The sequence below is a fragment of the Pseudoalteromonas rhizosphaerae genome, from assembly GCF_028885455.1.
Taxonomy (GTDB): domain Bacteria; phylum Pseudomonadota; class Gammaproteobacteria; order Enterobacterales; family Alteromonadaceae; genus Pseudoalteromonas; species Pseudoalteromonas rhizosphaerae.
The window spans coordinates 4,213,196-4,233,687 of the sequence record NZ_CP118496.1; the positions used below are offsets into that span (position 1 = coordinate 4,213,196).

General features: G+C 40.7%; 17 protein-coding genes. 3 read left to right on the forward strand and 14 right to left on the reverse strand.

All coding sequences use genetic code 11. The features are described from left to right. Positions 1 to 53: 53 nt before the first annotated feature. The 6 genes from PVK79_RS18245 to rlmD form a co-directional block, all read right to left on the reverse strand. Positions 54 to 728: a hypothetical protein gene (locus PVK79_RS18245; RefSeq protein ID WP_257326310.1), complete on the reverse strand. Its 675-nt coding sequence runs from the start codon at positions 726 to 728 to the stop codon at positions 54 to 56. Positions 729 to 971: 243 nt separating this feature from the next. Then, complete coding sequence (eno, locus tag PVK79_RS18250; RefSeq protein ID WP_145240917.1) at positions 972 to 2,270, reverse strand: phosphopyruvate hydratase; 1,299 nt, start codon at positions 2,268 to 2,270, stop codon at positions 972 to 974. Positions 2,271 to 2,381: 111 nt separating this feature from the next. Further along, the gene (gene pyrG / locus PVK79_RS18255; RefSeq protein WP_145240916.1) at positions 2,382 to 4,016 is read right to left on the reverse strand and encodes a CTP synthase; all 1,635 of its coding nucleotides are present in this window, start codon (positions 4,014 to 4,016) and stop codon (positions 2,382 to 2,384) included. 138 nt (positions 4,017 to 4,154) lie between these two features. Continuing rightward, positions 4,155 to 4,967, reverse strand: coding sequence for a nucleoside triphosphate pyrophosphohydrolase (gene mazG, locus PVK79_RS18260; RefSeq protein WP_182735246.1), 813 nt, complete (start codon positions 4,965 to 4,967; stop codon positions 4,155 to 4,157). 8 nt (positions 4,968 to 4,975) lie between these two features. Continuing rightward, positions 4,976 to 7,132 (reverse strand): GTP diphosphokinase, encoded by a 2,157-nt coding sequence (gene relA, locus PVK79_RS18265; RefSeq protein ID WP_182731179.1) that lies wholly within the window; start codon positions 7,130 to 7,132, stop codon positions 4,976 to 4,978. A gap of 8 nt (positions 7,133 to 7,140) precedes the next feature. Then, the gene (rlmD, locus tag PVK79_RS18270) at positions 7,141 to 8,466 is read right to left on the reverse strand and encodes a 23S rRNA (uracil(1939)-C(5))-methyltransferase RlmD (protein WP_145240912.1); all 1,326 of its coding nucleotides are present in this window, start codon (positions 8,464 to 8,466) and stop codon (positions 7,141 to 7,143) included. 98 nt (positions 8,467 to 8,564) lie between these two features. Between rlmD and barA the strand changes: the two genes are divergently transcribed. Then, positions 8,565 to 11,330, forward strand: coding sequence for a two-component sensor histidine kinase BarA (gene barA / locus PVK79_RS18275; RefSeq protein WP_257326311.1), 2,766 nt, complete (start codon positions 8,565 to 8,567; stop codon positions 11,328 to 11,330). On the opposite strand, the gene PVK79_RS18280 is transcribed toward barA, so the two are convergent. Continuing rightward, positions 11,327 to 12,256: a hypothetical protein gene (locus PVK79_RS18280; RefSeq protein ID WP_257326312.1), complete on the reverse strand. Its 930-nt coding sequence runs from the start codon at positions 12,254 to 12,256 to the stop codon at positions 11,327 to 11,329. The two genes, barA and PVK79_RS18280, sit on opposite strands and share 4 nt — an antisense overlap. Positions 12,257 to 12,383: 127 nt before the next feature. Here PVK79_RS18280 and PVK79_RS18285 point away from each other — a divergent pair, with 127 nt between their 5' ends. Further along, a complete protein-coding gene (locus tag PVK79_RS18285; protein WP_257326313.1) occupies positions 12,384 to 12,851 on the forward strand; it encodes a YcxB family protein in 468 nt (155 codons plus the stop codon). A gap of 26 nt (positions 12,852 to 12,877) precedes the next feature. Here PVK79_RS18285 and csrA read toward each other — a convergent pair whose 3' ends face one another. From csrA to PVK79_RS18310, 5 genes are all read right to left on the reverse strand, one after another. Continuing rightward, positions 12,878 to 13,069 (reverse strand): carbon storage regulator CsrA, encoded by a 192-nt coding sequence (gene csrA, locus PVK79_RS18290; RefSeq protein WP_004587515.1) that lies wholly within the window; start codon positions 13,067 to 13,069, stop codon positions 12,878 to 12,880. A gap of 689 nt (positions 13,070 to 13,758) precedes the next feature. Beyond that, positions 13,759 to 16,359 carry an alanine--tRNA ligase gene (gene alaS / locus PVK79_RS18295; protein ID WP_145240904.1) on the reverse strand — a complete coding sequence of 867 codons (2,601 nt, stop codon included), beginning with the start codon at positions 16,357 to 16,359 and terminating at the stop codon, positions 13,759 to 13,761. Between the two features lie 19 nt (positions 16,360 to 16,378). Next, positions 16,379 to 16,831 (reverse strand): regulatory protein RecX, encoded by a 453-nt coding sequence (locus PVK79_RS18300; RefSeq protein ID WP_182718042.1) that lies wholly within the window; start codon positions 16,829 to 16,831, stop codon positions 16,379 to 16,381. An 11-nt stretch (positions 16,832 to 16,842) separates the two neighbouring features. Continuing rightward, complete coding sequence (locus PVK79_RS18305; protein ID WP_145240902.1) at positions 16,843 to 17,631, reverse strand: BPSS1780 family membrane protein; 789 nt, start codon at positions 17,629 to 17,631, stop codon at positions 16,843 to 16,845. Positions 17,632 to 17,709: 78 nt separating this feature from the next. Beyond that, positions 17,710 to 18,333, reverse strand: a complete 624-nt coding sequence (locus PVK79_RS18310; RefSeq protein ID WP_145240900.1) for a GTP cyclohydrolase II — start codon at positions 18,331 to 18,333, stop codon at positions 17,710 to 17,712. Positions 18,334 to 18,589: 256 nt separating this feature from the next. Between PVK79_RS18310 and PVK79_RS18315 the strand changes: the two genes are divergently transcribed. Continuing rightward, a complete protein-coding gene (locus PVK79_RS18315) occupies positions 18,590 to 19,672 on the forward strand; it encodes an energy transducer TonB (protein WP_257326316.1) in 1,083 nt (360 codons plus the stop codon). A 74-nt stretch (positions 19,673 to 19,746) separates the two neighbouring features. Here the strand turns inward: PVK79_RS18315 and PVK79_RS18320 are convergent, their stop codons facing one another. Together PVK79_RS18320 and PVK79_RS18325 are read right to left on the reverse strand one after the other, a co-directional pair. Continuing rightward, complete coding sequence (locus PVK79_RS18320; RefSeq protein WP_145240896.1) at positions 19,747 to 20,199, reverse strand: low molecular weight protein-tyrosine-phosphatase; 453 nt, start codon at positions 20,197 to 20,199, stop codon at positions 19,747 to 19,749. Positions 20,200 to 20,271: 72 nt separating this feature from the next. Then, entirely contained in the window at positions 20,272 to 20,487 is a 216-nt protein-coding gene (locus PVK79_RS18325) for a TIGR02450 family Trp-rich protein (protein ID WP_145240894.1), read from the reverse strand. Positions 20,488 to 20,492: the final 5 nt, after the last annotated feature.

Here is a 20,492-nt window from a genome sequence, read left to right on the forward strand (position 1 = left end):
TCATTCCCTATAAAATGCATAGCCGTGATCTATAAACCACGGCTTCATAGAATTTAAATTGATTTTCGGATCAATACCTTAACGTTTTCTATTGCTTGATAATATGCCGTAGTGACACCAGGGAATTCAGCGGGCTCATCCCACACACCTTCAGGTTGAACTTTCTCATCTACACTTTTGTACTGGATATATTGGTTTGTATTTAAATCAACTGTGTAAACCAATCCTTGAATGTAACCTTGCGGATCACCATTTGGTACATAACTACTAAAGCTGCGATATGCACCAAAGCGTTGGATGTTAGCCACCACCAAAATATCAATATCGTACTTATCTTTTAAACCACGAAAATCTTGCTTTGCAAAGCCTAACTCACCTTTAAATTTTGGTAGTTTATCAATCAACTTTTCATCATCAATAGCAAGTACATAATTTGTGCGTTGCTTGAACTCATCTTCAATAAGCCCTTTTAAAGAGTCAATATCGTCAGTCGATAGGCTCTCTAAATGATTATCTAATGAGCTGGTCAAAGACGAGGCAACGCCATAGCAAAGTAAACAATTTGCGCCGTAAATATGTGTAGTCGCTTTATCACCACGTATAAAGTAAAGACCAACTTTTCTTTCTTGATTAATAAAGTGATTGTCTTCTAATTGAACAGTAGGTTGAGGAGTTGTGCCACAGCCAACTAAAATGACGGTTAAAACCATAATTATTATTCTTTTCATTCCATTATTCCTTACAACTGGAAATTTTTATTTAGCTGCCGACATTGTTCAGCAGAAGTTCATTTAACTTATGCAATTTACATAAAAATTACAGGCATTACAATGATTAATTACCTAAATAAGCAACTGTATAAGATAAAATACTGGGAGGAGTTACATCGTTTTTAACTAAGCTATAACTACAAAAAATCCCCGCATTTGCGAGGATTTTTCAAAAGTTTAAATCAGCTTCTTATAAAAGAATTACTGACCTTTAACTTCTTTAAGACCATTAAAAGGTGCTTTAGCGCCTAATTGCTCTTCAATACGTAGCAATTGGTTGTACTTAGCTACACGATCAGAACGGCTCAATGAACCTGTTTTGATTTGACCAGCTGCAGTACCCACTGCTAAATCAGCAATCGTTGAATCTTCAGTTTCGCCTGAGCGATGAGAAATAACAGCAGTGAAACCAGCGTCTTTAGCCATTTTGATTGCAGCTAACGTTTCAGTTAGTGAACCAATTTGGTTAAACTTGATTAAGATTGAGTTAGCAATACCGTTGTCGATACCACGCTTTAAGATCTTAGTGTTTGTAACGAATAAATCGTCACCAACTAATTGGATCTTATCGCCAAGTAATTTTGTTTGGTGTGCAAAGCCGTCCCAATCAGACTCATCAAGGCCATCTTCGATAGACACGATTGGGTACTGTTCAGTTAGATCTTTTAAGAAGTAGTTAAACTCTTCTGACGTGAATTTTTTACCTTCGCCTTTAAGGTCGTAGATATTTGCTTCTTTGTCGTAAAACTCAGACGCAGCACAATCAAGTGCTAGAGTAATGTCTTTGCCTAACTCGTAGCCTGCATTAGCAACAGCAACTTTAATTGCTGCAAGTGCCGCTTCGTTAGAGGCAAGGTTTGGTGCAAAACCACCTTCATCACCCACTGCGGTTGAATGACCATCAGCTTTAAGTACTTTGGCAAGGCTGTGGAATATTTCTGCACCCATGCGAAGCGCTTCACGGAAGTTGGCAGCGCCAACTGGCTGGATCATGAATTCTTGAATATCAACTGAGTTATCAGCATGCTCACCACCATTGATGATGTTCATCATTGGTAACGGCATAGAATAAACACCTGGTGTACCGTTTAAGTCAGCAATGTGCTCATAAAGCTCTACTTTTTTAGATTGTGCAGCAGCTTTTGCAGTTGCTAATGACACTGCTAAGATTGCATTTGCACCTAGTTTTTCTTTATTTTCGGTACCATCTAAATCTAGCATTACTTGGTCAACAGTGCTTTGCTCTAGTGCATTTTGGCCAGCTAAGGCTGTCGCGATTTCATTATTAATAAAACCAACCGCTTTTAATACACCTTTACCTAAGTAACGTGCTTTATCACCATCACGTAATTCTAGTGCTTCGCGAGTACCTGTTGATGCACCTGATGGTGCAGCAGCGCGGCCCCATGAACCGTCAGCTAAATGAACATCAGCTTCTACAGTTGGGTTACCACGCGAATCCATAATTTCGCGACCGATCACTTTTACGATATTTGACATCTTGATTCCTCTTTTCCCAAAATGGTGAGTCTACTCCGACTTTATTAATTTTCCTTAATGCCGTCGGCTTTAAAAACAAATAAGCCGTGCATAGTGCACGGCTTATTCACATTACGATGACGCTTTTTGATGAATATGCGCAGCGGCAACAAACCCTTCAAATAGCGGATGACCATCACGCGGTGTTGAGGTGAATTCCGGGTGGAATTGAGCCGCAATAAACCACGGGTGATCTTTATTCTCGATGATTTCAACTAGCTTCTTATCTTCCGATAAACCAGTGAAACTCAAGCCAGCTTTTTCAAGCTGTTCAACAAAATTATTGTTTACTTCGTAACGATGACGATGACGTTCAACAATCTCATCACTACCATATACTTCACGTACTTTTGAGCCTGGTGTTAAATGACATTTTTGTGCGCCTAAACGCATAGTGCCACCTAAATCAGATTTTTCGCTACGTGTTTCAATGTTGCCTTCCGCATCTAACCATTCAGTGATCAAACCAACCACAGGGCTTGACGAGTTAGCATTAAACTCGGTTGAGTTTGCATCTAATAAGCCTGCAACATTACGTGCATACTCAATTAGCGCAACTTGCATACCTAAACAGATACCAAGGTAAGGTACTTTATTTTCACGGGCATATTTTGCCGCTAAAATTTTACCTTCAACACCGCGACCACCAAAACCACCAGGAACTAAAATAGCATCAAGGTTAGCTAGTAACTCAGTACCTTTACTTTCAACATCTTGTGAATCAACATATTGAATGTTTACTGTTAAACGATTTTTAAGACCTGCATGTTTAAGTGCTTCGTTTACAGATTTATAGGCATCAGGTAGTTCAATGTATTTACCAACCATACCGATAGTCACTTCACCCGTTGGGTTTGACTCTTGGTATAACACTTGTTCCCACTCAACTAAATCAGCTTCAGGGCAATCAAGATGGAAGCGACGACATACAAAGTTATCAAGCTCTTGCGATTTTAATAGCGCAGGAATTTTATAAATGCTGTCTACATCTGGTAATGAAATAACCGCTTTTTCTTCAACGTTAGTGAAAAGAGCAATCTTTGCACGTTCGTTATTTGGTAATTTACGATCTGAACGACAGATAAGAATATCTGGTTGAATACCAATCGAGCGTAACTCTTTAACAGAATGCTGTGTTGGTTTGGTTTTCACTTCACCCGCAGGGCCTAAGAATGGCACTAACGTTAAGTGAATAAACAATGCGCGCTCACGGCCAATCTCTGTGCCAAGCTGACGAATTGCTTCTAAGAATGGTTGTGACTCAATATCACCAACCGTTCCACCAATTTCAACGAGTGCCACATCATGGCCTTCAGCACCGTCATAAACACGTTGCTTAATATCGTTGGTAATATGTGGAATAACCTGAATTGTTGCACCAAGGTACTCACCACGACGCTCACGACGCAGCACATCTTCATATACACGACCTTGTGTGAAGTTGTTACGGCTTGTCATTTTGGTACGGATGAAACGTTCATAGTGACCTAAATCAAGATCGGTTTCAGCGCCGTCTTCGGTGACAAATACTTCACCATGTTGAATTGGGCTCATTGTGCCTGGGTCAACGTTGATATAAGGATCCAGCTTTAAAATGGTAACATTTAAACCACGGGCCTCTAAAATAGCTGCCAACGATGCTGCTGCAATACCTTTACCCAACGAGGAAACAACCCCGCCGGTAACGAAGATAAATTTTGTACTCATGCGAACCCTAGAATATCAGGAATTAAAAGGAAAAATATAGAATCAAGACGGGGCGAAATTATAGCAAAGGCACTGCCATCAATCCAGCGAAAGTTAGTAATTCTCTGCACAAAAAACGCACTCAGCGTTTCGCATTATTTACTGCTGCTTTTTTATCGCATCCCATGCGGCATCCATTTCAGCAAGGGTTGCTGTATCAAGCGATTGCCCACGCTCACATAAATAGGCTTGTACTTTTTCAAATCGCGCTGAAAACTTATCGTTGGCACTACGTAATAATTGCTCTGGGTCACGTTTAATATGCCGTGCTACATTAACTGTAGCAAACAATAAATCGCCGATTTCTTCTGCGCTGTGTGCTGAAAATGGATCAACGGCTAACGCTTCTTTTACTTCATCAACTTCTTCAGCCACTTTATCTAATGCACCATGATAACTAGGCCAATCAAAGCCTAATCCTGCAACCCGCTGCTGAATTTTTTTGGCTTTACTCAAACTAGGCAGATTTGCAGGTATATCTTGCCATAATGTGTTGCTCTGCGGTTCAGCTTTTGCTGCCCGCTCCTGTGCTTTTATAGTTTGCCACTGCTCACTGAGTTGTTGTTCAGTCAGCCCTTGCTGATCGGCAAATACATGTGGATGGCGACGCACTAACTTATTATTTAGCCCAGCCATTACATCATTAAAATCAAATAACCCTTGCTCTTGTGCCAATTGCGCATAAAAAATCACTTGAAAGAGTAAATCACCCAGTTCATTTTTAAGCTCATCGAAATCACCTTTTTCAATGCAATCGGCTACCTCGTATGCTTCTTCTAAGGTATGCGGTACGATGGATGTAAAGTCTTGCTTTAAATCCCACGGGCAGCCTGTTGCTGGATCACGTAATTTAGCCATAATGGCTAATAACTCAGTTAAGGTATTCGTCGAGGTATTAGTTGTCTGGTTCATTTACATTCCTAATGACTACGTTTTGCTTCATGCACGCCTTCGATTTGATCTAATTTTGATAGTAATCGATTGGTACTTGATAAATCATGTACTTCCACTTGCATGGTAAACAACGCTAATTGGCGGTCGTCTACGGTTTCCATATTCATATTCAGCACATTAACTTTTTCATTGGCCAGTACCGAACTAATATCACGTATAAGCCCAGCTCTGTCACTTGCTTCAATTTTAATACACAGAGCATAAGAGCCGTTAATTTCGTCTGACCAACTAACCGCAATAACACGCTCAGGATGTTGTGTTCTTAGATTATTAAAAGAATCACAATCAGTCCTATGCACACCTATGCCACGCCCTTGCGTGATATAACCGATTATTGACTCACCAGGAACTGGGCGGCAACATTTAGCCACATGGCTCATTAAACTACCAACCCCATCAACCACGATACCATTTTTATCACCGCTGATTTTAGTCGGGTTCTTAAAGCGGATGACGGGCTCGTCATCAGAGCGATCCGTGATAAAATTCAGCAACTGATTTAAACGCACATCGCCGGCGCCAATCGCAACCATTAAGTCATCTAACTCTTTAAAGTTATAGCGAATAATAGCCGGCTCTAAGTTTTTGTAGGTCAAATCGAGCTTTTGCAATTCGTTATCTAGAATTTCTTTACCAGCACTGAGATTTTTATCGCGATCGAGTTGTTTAAACCAGTGGTGTATTTTCGCTCTCGCGCGGGATGATTTAATATATCCCAGTGATGGATTTAACCAATCGCGGCTAGGATTCGGTTGTTTTTGGGTTAAAATTTCAACCTGATCGCCAGTGTGTAATTGATGGGTAAAAGGCACAATTTTGCCAAATACTTTTGCACCAATACAACGATGGCCGACATTTGAGTGAATATAATAAGCAAAATCCAATGGTGTTGCGCCCAGCGGTAAATCAAAAATATCGCCACGGGGGGTAAAAATATACACCCGATCTTCGACCACTTGATTTTTTAGCTCTTCGGCTAAATCGCTGCCATCAACCACTTCTTCTTGCCATTGCAATAATTTACGCAACCAGCTAATTTTTTGCTCATACCCAGAACCACGCCCAGGTAACGCCCCTTCTTTATACATCCAGTGCGCAGCGACTCCGAGCTCAGCATCTTGGTGCATCGCGTGGGTACGAATTTGGATTTCAACCGTTTTGCCTTCTGGGCCAAATACTACGGTATGAATAGATTGATAACCATTTTGTTTAGGGGTGGCAATATAATCATCAAATTCTTTATTTAGATGGCGCCAATTGGTGTGTACGATCCCCAGCGCACCGTAACAATCTTGCAATTCATCCACCACAATACGCATGGCGCGAATATCAAATAACTGGTCAAACTCGTAATTCTTTTGCGCCATTTTTTTGTAAATACTGTAGATATGTTTTGGCCGACCATATACCTCGCCTTTAATACCTGCTTGAGCCAGTTTAGTTTTAACTTGCTCAACCATATCTACCATATAAGCTTCGCGACCTAGGCGCTTATCATCCAATTGCTTGGCAATATTTTTATACACATCAGGGTGCAAATAGCGAAACGATAGATCTTCCAGCTCCCACTTTAATTGCCCAATCCCTAACCGGTTAGCAAGTGGCGCAAAGATATCAGCGGTTTCTTTTGCAGCAATCACCCGCTCTTCTTCGTTGGCGTTTTTAACCTCTCGTAAATGACATACCTGCTCAGCAAGTTTAATAACCACAGCGCGCACATCTTCAACCATCGCCAATAACATACGGCGTATATTATCAACTTGAACGGTGCCAGTACCTTGATGAGCCAAAGTGCTAATAGTAGCCATTTGTGCAACACCCGTTAGCAGAGTTGCCACATGGCTCCCCATCACATCGCTTACTGTATCGATGTCGATTAGATTAGCCAAAAAACTCGGCGTAATATATGCGGTAGCGAGGGTGTCTGCATCGAGATTCATTTCCACCAAAATTTCGACCATTTCCATGGCAATATTTTGTTGCTGATGATTATGCAGTTCAGCGCAAAGGGTATTCGCTTTACTTAATAGTTCGCGCTTTTCTTGCGTTAAGTTAAGTAAACCAAGTCGTGTGCTAAAATCACCCGGTTTGTCGTGTTGGTGTGATTGCCGAGTAGCTACCATAATGCGCTCTACCTCCGTTGAAATAACGCCATCGTTTCGATATGCCCCGTGTGTGGAAACATATTCATTAGCCCTATTTTTTCAAGTGAAAATGCAGCTTGCGTAATAATTGCGCTGTCACGGGCTAAAGTAACAGGGTCGCAAGATACATATAAAATCGTTTTAAATTGCTTCAGAGGCAGTTGCTCTAAAATAGCTAAGGCACCGGTACGTGAAGGGTCCAGTACTAATACATTCAACTCTTTACTAAACCACGGAGCTTGCTGCATTGTTTGTGTTAAATCAAAACAATGAAAATGAGCATTGGCTATATGGTTAGTTTGCGCATTTTGCGCCGCCATTGCAACCGCAGAAGCCACTCCTTCAACACCAATTACACTTTTTGCGTTGTTTGCCAGCGCTAAAGCGAAGTTACCAATCCCACAAAATAGGTCTAGTACCTGTTCGTCCCCTTTTAAATTCAGCCAGTCAACCGCTTGAGAAAGCATAGCTTGATTTACCTGCGCATTGACTTGAATAAAGTTTTCCAGCCCAAACGTAAATTTTAGTCCAAGTTCAGGTAAGCTATAAAACGGCATAGGTAAATGGCTGTGATTAATTTGCTGAGTATCTCCTTGCCATATTATTTGCCACTGATGGTCAAGCCCCTGCTGCTCAACAGTTGCTTTTAGCTTATCACTGATGCTTTTAGTGTGGCGGATCACCACAAAATTTTGCTCATCTGCTTGGCATAATTGTATATGGCTAACACTGCGAAGTTCGCCATATTGGTTTAATAACTGATCAAAAACAGTAAAAATTGCGGCAAAATCGTCACTCAGTACTGCACACTGCTGCACACTGACAATTTGTTTAGAACCTTGCGCGCGATAACCAACCCGCATTTTTTTTGCGGTTTTATCAAACATCACCGCTAACCGCGCACTGCGACGGTAGTGCGTCGGCTCGCTCAATAACGGGGCTTGCCAGTTCATTGCATCAAGCTTGGCAAACTTTGAAAACAGCTGGCTCACCGCCACTTGCTTTTCAACTAATTGTTGATCAAGTCGCAAATGCTGTAATTGGCAACCACCACATTGTTGATAATGTTCGCAAAACGGTTTAACCCGTGCTTCACTGGCCTGCTCAACTTTTATCGTTTTAGCCGCGCTATAACGAGCTTTATCTTCGGTTAGTTTGGCCTTAACCGTTTCACCTGTCAGTGCACCGCTAACAAAGCACACTTTATTATTATGCTTGGCAATCCCCCGACCTTGATGATCCATTCCTGAAATGGCTAAAGTTAACGACTGCCCAGAAAGGGTTTTCTTTTTTGCTTGGAAAAACTGCGCCATCGGGCAACACCTTAAATATTGATTCTACGAGGGTGATTGATTACTAGCTTATAAGTATATACTCTTTAACTAACTAATAATGATAACAACGTTCACTTATGACTAAACTTGGTTTGCGCGACTCAGTTTTAACGCTAACACTTATTCCCACAGTGATTATCGGATTACTACTTGGCGGCTATTTTACAATAAATCGTTACATTGAGCTTGATGAAATTTTATATCAGCAAGGTGCGACTATCTCAGAGCCACTGTCGATTGCCATTGAGCAGCCATTATTAGCAAAAAATAAACAGCTACTAAACCGTTTGATCAGCCATGCGCATAATAAACACTCTCCAGCAATTAAAACCATCGCAATTTTTGACGAGCATAATGAACTGGTATTAACCAGTAACTATCACCGTGACTTTGATGATCTACTGCACAATGAATACTTGCAAGCAGGAAAAAACACCAAGGTACTGCCCAGCGATCACCTAATTACATTTTTTACGCCGATCATCAATCACTCAACGCCAGACGCTCAATGGAATAATGCAGCGTTTCAAACATCTCTTGGCACTGTGGTGATTCAGCTCAACAAAGACCAAGCGATTATTGGTCAGCAACAAGCATTATTAGTCAGCGGTATCGTGATTATTTTAGCCTTAGTGTTAGCGGCTATTTTAGCCATCAGGCTTAGCCATATGTTTATGACCCCATTAAATAAGTTAGTACTGGCTACTGACAAATTAATCGAAGGGAAAAGAGAAACCGGCCTAACCGCTCCGATGATGGGCGAGTTTGAGTTATTACGCCAAGGGCTAAACACCATTTCTGATACTATGGTGATGCAAAAAGATGAAATGCAGAAGCACATCGATCAGGCAACCAGTGACTTGCGCGAGTCGTTAGAATTATACGAAACACAGAATATTCAGCTCAGTATTGCTAAAACCGACGCCCAAGACGCCAACCGCGTAAAATCGGACTTTTTAGCGAAAATGAGTCACGAATTACGCACACCACTCAATGGTGTCATTGGCTTTACTCGTCAATTACATAAAACACCGCTTAATAAACACCAAAAAGATTACCTCGATACCATCGAACTATCAGCCAATAGTTTAATGACTATCATCAGCGATATTTTAGATTTTTCAAAGCTTGAAGCGGGCGCTATGGAACTTGAGTCCATTCAATTTCAACTACGAGACACAATAAACGAAGTACTTACACTACTGGCACCTAGTGCGCATGAAAAACAATTAGAGCTATCGATTTATATCAACTCACTAGTGCCTGACAACATAACAGGTGATCCAACCAGGTTTAAGCAAGTCCTGATCAACTTGATTAGTAATGCAATTAAGTTTACTGAAAAAGGCTCAATTAAAATTGATGTTGGCCATCGTTTACTTGATGAAGAACGTACCTCAGTGTTAGTGTCAGTAACCGATACTGGCGTTGGCATTCCAATGGATAAACAAGATGCTTTGTTCACTCCTTTTGGCCAAGCTGATTCAAGCATTACCCGTAAATTTGGTGGCACAGGCCTTGGCTTAATTATTACCAAGCACATAGTTGAAACCATGGGTGGCCGTATTACTTTAAACTCAGCGCCGGGTAATGGTACCTGCTTTACTTTTAATGGCGTATTTAGACTACCAAGCCATATTTATAATAGCGACTTGCCAAGTAAATCTCTCGCAAATAAACGTATTTTATACCTAGAACCCCATGAACATACCCATCATGCAGTGCTATCTTTACTCACCGAGTGGCAAACAAAGGTCACAGCGTGCTTTGATCAAGAAACTTTTTTACAAGAGTTAAATAAAGAGTTTAATTACGATATTTGTATTATCGGCCATGTTGCCGCAGTTGACGAAATGCAACGCTTAAAAAGCTATATCAAAGCAGTCCGTGAATCGACTGACTATCTGTATTTAATGCTTAATTCGGTATCGCACAATATGCGCGAAGCTTATATTGGCTGTGGTGCAGATGCGTGTTTAAGTAAACCGCTCAACCATCGCAAGCTCTGTGAAGTGCTTGCAGCACCTTATCGACTCGATCATCCCGTGCATAATATTGAAGAAAATGACGAGAAATTATTACCACTAAAAGTATTAGTCGTTGATGATAATGATGCCAATTTAAAGTTAATTTGTACTTTACTAGAAGAGCAAATTGAAACTATTGATACCGCTCATAATGGCTCACAAGCCTATAGTTTGAGCAAAAGCCATAAATACGACATTATTTTTATGGATATTCAAATGCCAATTATGGACGGTATTACCGCCTGTAAACTGATCCTAGAATCATCCTTAAACGAAGATACTCCTATTATTGCTGTCACAGCGCATGCCTTAGCGGGCGAAAAAGAGCAACTTATTACCGATGGTTTTAAAGGCTATTTAACTAAACCTATTGATGAAGATATGTTGAAACAGATTATTAGTGATCATAGCCCGCAATCACCGCTGCGACGTGACAAAAGCCGTAATGACCTGATTGCTAGTGAGCCTCCTTTTGTTAGCTCATCACTAGATTGGCCATTAGCACTGCAACGTGCCGGCGGTAAAAACGAACTGGCGCTTGAAATGCTTAATATGTTGTTACTCAGTGTGCCAGAAACCCTGCGACTACTTGAAGAAGCAACCGCCAGCCAAGATTGCGAACATGTGCTAAGTATTATTCATAAATTTCACGGTGCTTGTTGTTACACTGGCGTACCCAAGCTCAAAGCACTCGCTGAAGCACTGGAAACCGCGTTAAAAGGCGATTGTGATTTAAGTTATATTGAGCCTGAGCTTTTTGAGCTGCAAGACGAACTTGAAAACCTGATGACCGATGCCGGCTTAGCCGAACATTAACGGCAGATCCGCTTAAGTGGTTTACCACTTTTTAAGCTACTGATCTGCCAAGTTACATCTGTATTTTGTTGCACCAGACTTACTTTGGCAATGTCACTAAACATAAAATCACCGGGTACATTAAGTCGCGTTAAATTTTCGGATAATGGTTGCTGACAATAAGGGCCAGTATCACCGTGGATCACTAATACCGGCTTTTTTACTGTGTTTGCAAATTCCGCCAAAGCATCGCGATACACTTTAAAACCATCACACTGTTCTGGCTGAGTTTTACTGCATGCCGGTTGTGCTGTTTGATGGGTGTAAATATCTGCTTGAAAAGCAACCACATAACCTTTGGCTGTTGGATTTGCTTGCGCTAACCAGTTAAGGTTGTTGGCGTCTCTTGTGTCAGCTTGTTGATAAGCAAGTTGTTTATCACTTTTTAACACCTCTCGACGGCCATTGTGGGTACCTGCAATATGCAGCGTGATAAACTCTACATCAGCAAGGCGCCAACGCGCATTTTCGTGCATGCTAGGCTGTTGCTGAAAATCAACTAAGGTATTGGCTTTTTCAAGATATTTATCATCAAACATCAAGGTTTTTAAATATACCAGGCGCTCTAATTCATCATAACGAGGAATTAAATTTTTTCGGTCGCAATCAGTCCATTCATTGTCACCGGGGGTGTAAATAAATGGCTGCGTAGTTAAAGAGGTAAGTAACTGTTTATGCTTCTCAAGCAACTCATTTTTGCAAGGCTCAGAACCGGATTTCATATCGCCAACATGGATCAAAAAAGCATGCTCAGTCGTTTTTATTTTTTTACCCAAAGCCCCTGTTGGCGCTAAATTCATTTCATCAATTGGAGTATATGGCATATCCCCCATCACCAAAAACGCATTACTGGACAGCGCCCAAGTCAAACCAATTAAACTAAACATCACCATCCCCTATCATGCAAATAGATCTTAAGCTCTCATAGTAACAAAAAAATGAACAGTTAAAAGAACGGCTTTTTGCGACTAAGCTTGCTAAAATAACCGCACAGTAATCCTGAATTTGTTAATCATGTCATTTAGCACCACTTATACATTAGATAAACCCTACTTTTACGAATGTTTTGATGAGTCTCTGCCTTACAGCGCACAAGCAAAGCCGAAATATGTTTTTTTAGTATTATTGGTTAGTTTAGGACTTACAGCTATTTATTGGTTAGAAAAACACTATTTAGGAAATTTCTTGATCATGGCCGCAGTACTTGAATGTGTTGCTTTTTATTATCGCAGGCCTTGGTGGGTAACGCGGCAAATGCTTAGTCGAGCATCAGGCTCTGAGGCAACGTTAACTATTGATGAAAGCGGTTTTAAAAGCGAAAACCCACATAAAAGCTATCAGCTAGCATGGCAAGATATCGATGAAGTAATTTTTACTGTTCGCGGTATTATTTTGAAAAGCCGTCGCGGTATGCAGTATATTTCAAACAGCGTACTGAGTGATGAGATTATTGAATACATAAAAAAAAGAGCCACTAAATAGTGGCTCTTTCATATCAATTAAATTGATTAAGCATTGCCCGGATTCGGGTTAGACTTTTCAGCTTGAATACGCATGTAAATTTCTTCACGGTGTACCGAAACGTCTTTAGGTGCATTAACACCAATACGTACTTGATTTCCTTTAACACCTAGTACAGTGACAGTTACTTCGTCACCAATCATTAGGGTTTCACCTACTCGACGAGTTAGTATTAGCATTCTCTTGCTCCCGTATTCCAATAAATTAAAAGATTCCGCGTCTGTATATTAAAGAAAATAAGCCTTAATAGTAAGTAAAAACTCTAAATCGATTCATTTTCTGTTAAAAAAACTCTTTATAATGCGCCTATTGCCAATTCTAAGTATGTTTCATCTATTCAAACTAATATTTTAATATCAGATCTTGATACGTGTTTACGTTAATCTATAAAAACAAACTTACTACACTAGGATATGATTTCATACTCACTGCCTCAATGGCGACTTTAGCAACTGAGCAACCAACAGAAATTTCTTTACTGTTAATATAATGGTGGTTGTCATTTAATACTTCAAGTAGTTACTAAAATCTTTTCTGTGCACTATAACGGTAGTCGATATAAGCATAGCCTATTTTTTCAAAGTTATGATTAATCTTAACTATTTGGACGCAGTTATCGAGAAAAAGTTTCAATAAAAATTAGTTTTATCATCGCTGTGGAGAGTTTATGGGGATGGTTCCGAGTTTTTTCGTAATTAAGGTAAATCCAGTGGCAATAAAAAATGCGGTAGTGTGTATTTAGTAAGGTATGCCGTTTTAGCTATAAATTTAGGACGTGGCTTAGCTGTTAAAGCAGATTTAGAGTAAACACCTTAAGAGACTCAATTGAGCCTCCTAAAGTGTTAAATCAACTTTACGTACTACGCTCTTAAGTACGCTCAGTTAACCAAGCTGTTACGCTATCAAGTGCTGCAGTTAAGTTTTGCGGCTCAGAGCCACCAGCTTGCGCCATATCAGGACGACCGCCGCCTTTACCACCAACTTGTGATGCCATGTGATTTACCAGCTCACCGGCTTTCACTTTGCCAGTTAAGTCTTTAGTCACACCAGCAATTAAGCTTACTTTGTCGCCATCAGCAACACCAAGTGCAATAACACCTGAGCCAATCTTGTTTTTAAGGTCATCAACCATGCCGCGTAAGGCTTTTGATTCAGTGCCTTCAACGTTTGCCACAAGTAATTTAACACCGTTAATTTCAACAATTGAATCAATTAATGATGCACCCGCAGCACTGGCTAGCTTGTCGCTTAGCTGTGCTATTTGTTTTTCAAGCCCTTTTGACTTTTCAAGCAAGGCTGTTACTTTTTCAAGTACTGATGCGCTGTCGCCTTTAACAAGAGCCGCTACGTCGTTTAGGTGCTGCTCTTGCTCACTTACATAAGCAATTGCATCAGCACCCGTTACCGCTTCAATACGACGCACACCGGCAGCAATACCGCTCTCAGAAACTATTTTGAATAAACCGATATCACCAGCACGATTTACGTGAGTACCGCCACACAGTTCTATAGAGTAATCACCAATAGTCACTACGCGAACTTCATCATCGTACTTCTCACCAAATAACGCCATTGCGCCTTTTTCTTTGGCGGCATCGATTGCCATCAGCTCAGTATTTAGTGCAAAGTTACGACGGATCTCGTCATTCACAACTCGCTCAATTTCACGTAGTTCAGCTTTCGTGACTGCTTCAAAATGCGAGAAGTCAAAACGTAAACGTTCAGGGTCTACGAGTGAACCTTTTTGCGACACATGATCGCCCAATAACTGACGTAGTGCTTCGTGTAAAATATGCGTCGCTGTATGATTCTTTTTAACACGATCACGGCGCTTATCATCAATGTTAGCGTCAACTTTATCATTCACACCAATACGGCCCATCACTGTTCCGTGATGCGCGAATGCATTACCAAGTTTAGTAGTATTAGTTACTGTAAACTCACCGCCAGCTACCGTTAATGTGCCGGTGTCGCCAACTTGGCCACCAGATTCAGCGTAAAATGGTGTGCGATCTAGTACCACAATGCCTTGTTGGCCATCTTCAAGTACTGATACAGCTTCACCTTGCGCGAACATTTCAATCACAGTGCCACTATAGTGCGTTGCGTCATAGCCTTTAAAGTCAGTGTGTTTGTCAGACTTTAATTGCTGGTTATAGTCAGCACCAAATTTACCAGCTTGTTGTGCAGTTTTACGCTGTACAGCCATGCACTCTTGGAAGCCTTGCTCATCAATCGTCATAAAGCGCTCACGCGCTACATCTGCGGTTAAATCGGCAGGGAAACCATAGGTGTCATATAATTTGAATACCAATTCACCTGGAATCACATCGCCAGTTAAATCAGTCAGGCTTTCTTCTAAAATAGCTAAACCACGCTCAAGAGTTTTGCCAAACTGCTCTTCTTCAATGCGCAGTACTTTTTCGATGATTTCTTGCTGTTTTGCAAGCTCTGGATACGCTTGACCCATTTGTTCGATTAGCGCAGCAACTAACTTATAGAAGAACGAACCTTGTGCGCCAAGCTTGTTACCATGGCGAACTGCACGACGAATGATACGACGCAGTACATAACCACGGCCTTCGTTTGATGGCATAACCCCATCAGAAATTAAAAACGCACATGAACGAATATGATCCGCCACTACGCGCAGTGATTTATCATCCATATCTTGTGCATTGGTAACTTCTGCAGCAGCTTTAATTAAGCCTTGGAATAAATCGATTTCGTAGTTTGAATGCACGCCTTGTAAAATTGCAGCAATGCGCTCAAGACCCATACCTGTATCAACAGACTGCTTAGGAAGCGGCTCCATCGTACCGTCACTTTGACGGTTATACTGCATAAATACCAGATTCCAAATTTCAATGAAACGGTCGCCATCTTCTTCAGGTGAGCCAGGAGGTCCGCCCCAAATCTGTTCGCCATGATCATAAAAAATTTCAGAACATGGACCACACGGGCCAGTATCACCCATTGACCAGAAGTTATCTGAAGTAGCAATACGAATAATGCGATCTTCAGGCAAACCAATTTCGTTAGCCCAATAACCAAATGCTTCTTCATCATCATGGTAGATAGTAACGAGCAGTTTTTCTTTCGGCAGTTTTACAACGTCAGTCAAAAACTCCCACGCAAACTTAATCGCGTCTTGCTTAAAGTAATCACCAAAGCTGAAGTTACCTAACATTTCGAAAAATGTATGGTGGCGTGCTGTGTAGCCTACATTTTCTAAATCGTTATGCTTACCACCGGCACGCACACAACGTTGTGAGCTAGTTGCGCGGTTATAAGGGCGGCTTTCGGCGCCTAAAAATACATCTTTAAATTGCACCATGCCGGCGTTATTAAATAATAACGTCGCATCGTTACCCGGAATAAGCGAGCTTGATGGAACAATTTGGTGTTGTTTAGAGGCAAAAAAATCTAAAAACTGTTGCCTGATCTGTGCGGTAGTCATGTGCTGCATGTGAACGTCTCACCCATTTTTACTGTGCTTGCATTGCAAAATCTATTTGTTCGTAACTGAACCCTCGATACATTAAGTAGCGCACGCGCTTAGCTTTTTCTTTGTGATCGAAGTCGTCCTGTGAATTTGAATACTTCTTTAAATACGCATCCTGCGCTAACCCAAACCAATCAATTTCGAATGATTCAATCACACTTTCTAACAGTGCTCGGTCAATCCTTTTGCCCATGGCTTCGCTTTGAATACGTTTTAAGCCATGTTTTTTAGCAATGTGACGACGTACAAAACCTTCAACATAACGCTGCTCATTTATAAAATTGTGCTCTTCACACCAATCTAATAAAGCTTCGATAAATTCAGGCGTCGCCTCTTTTTGCTGTAATTTTTGGGTTAACTCTCGACGCGAATATTCTTGGCGCCCGAGTAACCAAAGTACATAATTTTTTAACTTCTTTTGTAATGCTTCATCCATTTCTTCAGCCATTATGCGTCAAAACGACCGCTTTGATCATTATGCTGCGGCGCAACAGGCTCTGCCTCTGCAGGCGGTACGATCGGCATAAAAATAGCTTGATAAGAAACAAAAAAGCTAATGTAGCAAATTGGCATTAAAACCAACAGCGGCAAGAATGATAAAAACATTGAAAGCATCATCAAGCCTGCAATAATTGCCCCATATACACTCAATGGTGCCATGTTGTGGTAAAACACCATAAATGAACTTTTTAGCACCTCAAAAATACGTTTTTGTTGATTAAAATAAACCAACGGCACCGCATAAGAAAAAGCCGTTAAATACACCGATAACGCAATTAAAAACAGCGCAACATTTGCCATCGAGATGCTATCAATTACTTGCTGCAAGGCAATGTTAGGATCGACATTCGGATTACTCATAATCGCAATCGCTTCGGAAAATAAACCCCCAGCTAGCAAAGCCATCAATACACCGGCCGCCATTTGATAGAGCGCTAAACGTAGCAGCCCCATGCGATTACCCTTGGCGGTAAACGGTTTTAGGATATCGGCCAACATAATTTTGCCGCCTTGCTGTTTGGTGATCACCGCTTGATAAAACCCCGCAGTTAAAAACGGCGTGGCGATGGCTGCTATAATTTGTAAGAAAGGTAAAAATAGCGATAGTAAACCAATAATACCTATAAATAAGTGCATAAAAATAAAGGTAAAAGGCTGAGTTTTAAAAATAAGCCAGCCTGCTTTAAACCATTTCAGCCCTGCATCGGCCTTAAATACTCGTAATTCAATTGACATACTTGCTCTTAAATTAACAACAAAACACGCCGAGTATAACTCGGCGTTGGATGGGATTACATAGACGACAGCTTAAAATTACGGTTTTTTAATCTTCTTTATATCTAACATATGCGCACCATGCTTAATTTTCGTCTCTAAGTATGCTTTATTGCCCGCTAAACCAGCTTTAATGTGTGCATGCGTGCCAACCACTGATTCAACTTCAATACCTGCATCTTTCAAGGCATTAAGCTTTTTAGGATTATTGGTCATCAGCTTTACATGAGCCAACCCCATCGCTTCTAGCATTAATACCGCGTCAGAAAAGTCACGTAAGTCATCAGCAAAGCCCAAATGATTATTTGCTTCATAGGTATTCATACCTTGTGATTGCAATACATAGGCGTCAATTTTATTGTATAAACCAATACCACGCCCTTCTTGGCGTAAATAAAGTAAAATACCACCTTGTTGATGCATCATTTCAATACATTCGTTGAGTTGTTCACCACAATCACACCGTGATGAATGAAATACATCACCGGTTAAACATTCAGAATGCATACGAATAAGCGGCACAGACTGCTCGCTATCAGCACGATTAAACACCAAAGCAACATGCTCTTGGCCATCTTTTAAATCGCTAAATGACACGATTTCTGCGGGTATATCACTGTTTTTGCCAACATTTAGCTGGACTCTAGCTCTTACTTGCGCCACGACAAATCCAAAATTAAAAAGTAATGCGATAATGCAAACGTGATAATATCACAAAAACAAACTGCATTGAAAATAATACAACACCGCAATGAGTAATAACTATATTGAGGCAGTTACTCGCAATTCAAGCATTGCCCTGCGCTAAATCGACAATTCCACCCCACCAAAAAACAAAATTCTTACCCGATACTCTAAATCAATGACATAGTTGTACCTATTTGGTATAATTTAATTAAACATAATAATAAGGAACATTATGAAAGCCTCCTCTTTACTACTTTGTCTTGCCATCACCTATTCTGGTTATAGTCACGCCGATGAATCTATACATAGTCAATTTAAAATAGTTTACCAGCAATACCTTAATGCACAGCAACAAGGCAAAGGCGCAGAAGATAAAGCTGAACAAGCCTATTTGCTAGGTAAGCAAATCTATGGAGATAAATCAGATAACACTGCAAATTTAGCCATAAACTATGCTAATGAGCTTCATCAATACCCTGCAGAAAACAAACAAAAACGTTTTACCTTGTTTGAGCAGGCTTACACTATTTTAGCGGCTAATCATCCAGCAAGTAGCATTGAACTCATCGATGCATTGCTTGGTATGGCAACCAATACTGATTCGGTAAATAGAGCCGACGCCTTATACAAACAAGTTATTGAAATCGCTGCGGTCCAAAAAGTTCCAAAATTAGTAGCAGATATGAAACTGGCTGCTGCACAAGGATTAGCGTATGGCTTTCAAGGGAAGAAATACAACCAAGCCAAACGTTACCTACTTGAGGCAGACGAGTTTTACAGCCAAAACTTACCTGAGAACTCAGTAGAGCGGATCAAAGCTGACTTTTTAGTTGCCGCTTTTGCAGAAGGTAAAAGACAATATTCTAAAGCGATTGAGCGTTTAAATCGAGTTGTAAGTGTATTTGATGATGCGCTTAGCTTCGATCATGAAACAGAGCTTAGTGCTCACTCTAAATTAGTTCACCTTTATGAAAAAACAGGTAAAAGTGACGAAGCGACCAAACATTGTTTAGCTATAGCTAAAATGGTGCCGTGGCAAGAAAACCAGCAACAAACTCCACTCTATCGTCAAGAACCTAACTACCCAGATAGTAAAGCAAGGTTTAGGCAAGATGGTTCAGTGCAAATGGAATTTGACGTTAACACCGCTGGCTTTGTAAAAAATATCACTATCATTAAATCTGAAGGTGGTGAAGCATTTGAACAAGAAGCCATTAAAGCAATGGAAAAGTGGCGTTATGCCCCTAAGTTTGAAGATGGAAAAGCAGTGGTTGCAAAAGCTCAAGTGCAGCTAGACTTTAAAATTGGCAGATAAATACACGTAATTACTAATAACATCAGTGTTTGTAATACTGTTTATAAACACGTTTTAAGCCCAGCATGACTGGGCTATTTTTGTAAGGTATCGAGTATTTTGTCACTGGCATCCTCGATTAAATCAAGTACCTGTTCAAAACCATTTTCGCCACCATAATAAGGGTCGGGGATCTCATCAACGCAGGTTCCATAAGCTAAAAATAACGACAGCTTATACTGCAAATGCGCCGGACAAAGTGCAGTTAGATCAGCTAAATTGGCTTTATCTGCAGCGAGGATCAAATCAAAGTACTCAAAGTCATGAGCGTTGACTTGTCGTGAACGTATCCCCTCAAAGCTATAGCCACGTTTAAGTGCCGCCGCTTGCGAGCGTTTATCGGGAGGATTACCAATGTGGTAGCCTGCGGTACCCGCTGAGTCAATTTCAAACTGTGATCCACGTTGTAATGCTTTAGCCTTTAACACCGCCTCCGCAGTCGGTGAGCGGCAAATATTACCTAAACAAACGATCAGTATTTTTTTCATGATTAAATTTCATCCACTAGCATCAACATGCATTCATAAGATACCAATAAAATTAAAACCTGCATACCTAGGTTACTTCCAACCTTGTAACCAGCGCTGTTGATCTTTTAAATCATGCCAATTTATTTCCATCGAACGCTTTGACATCACCGCTTCAATAACACAGCTGATAACAACGCCCTCTTCGTCAAACTCCATTTCCGTAATCATAAAATGCTTTTCTTTATTGACGGGGGAAACTGCCGTCCATTTACTGTTTAATAGTTTTCTGTGGTTAATTTTATTCATATGAT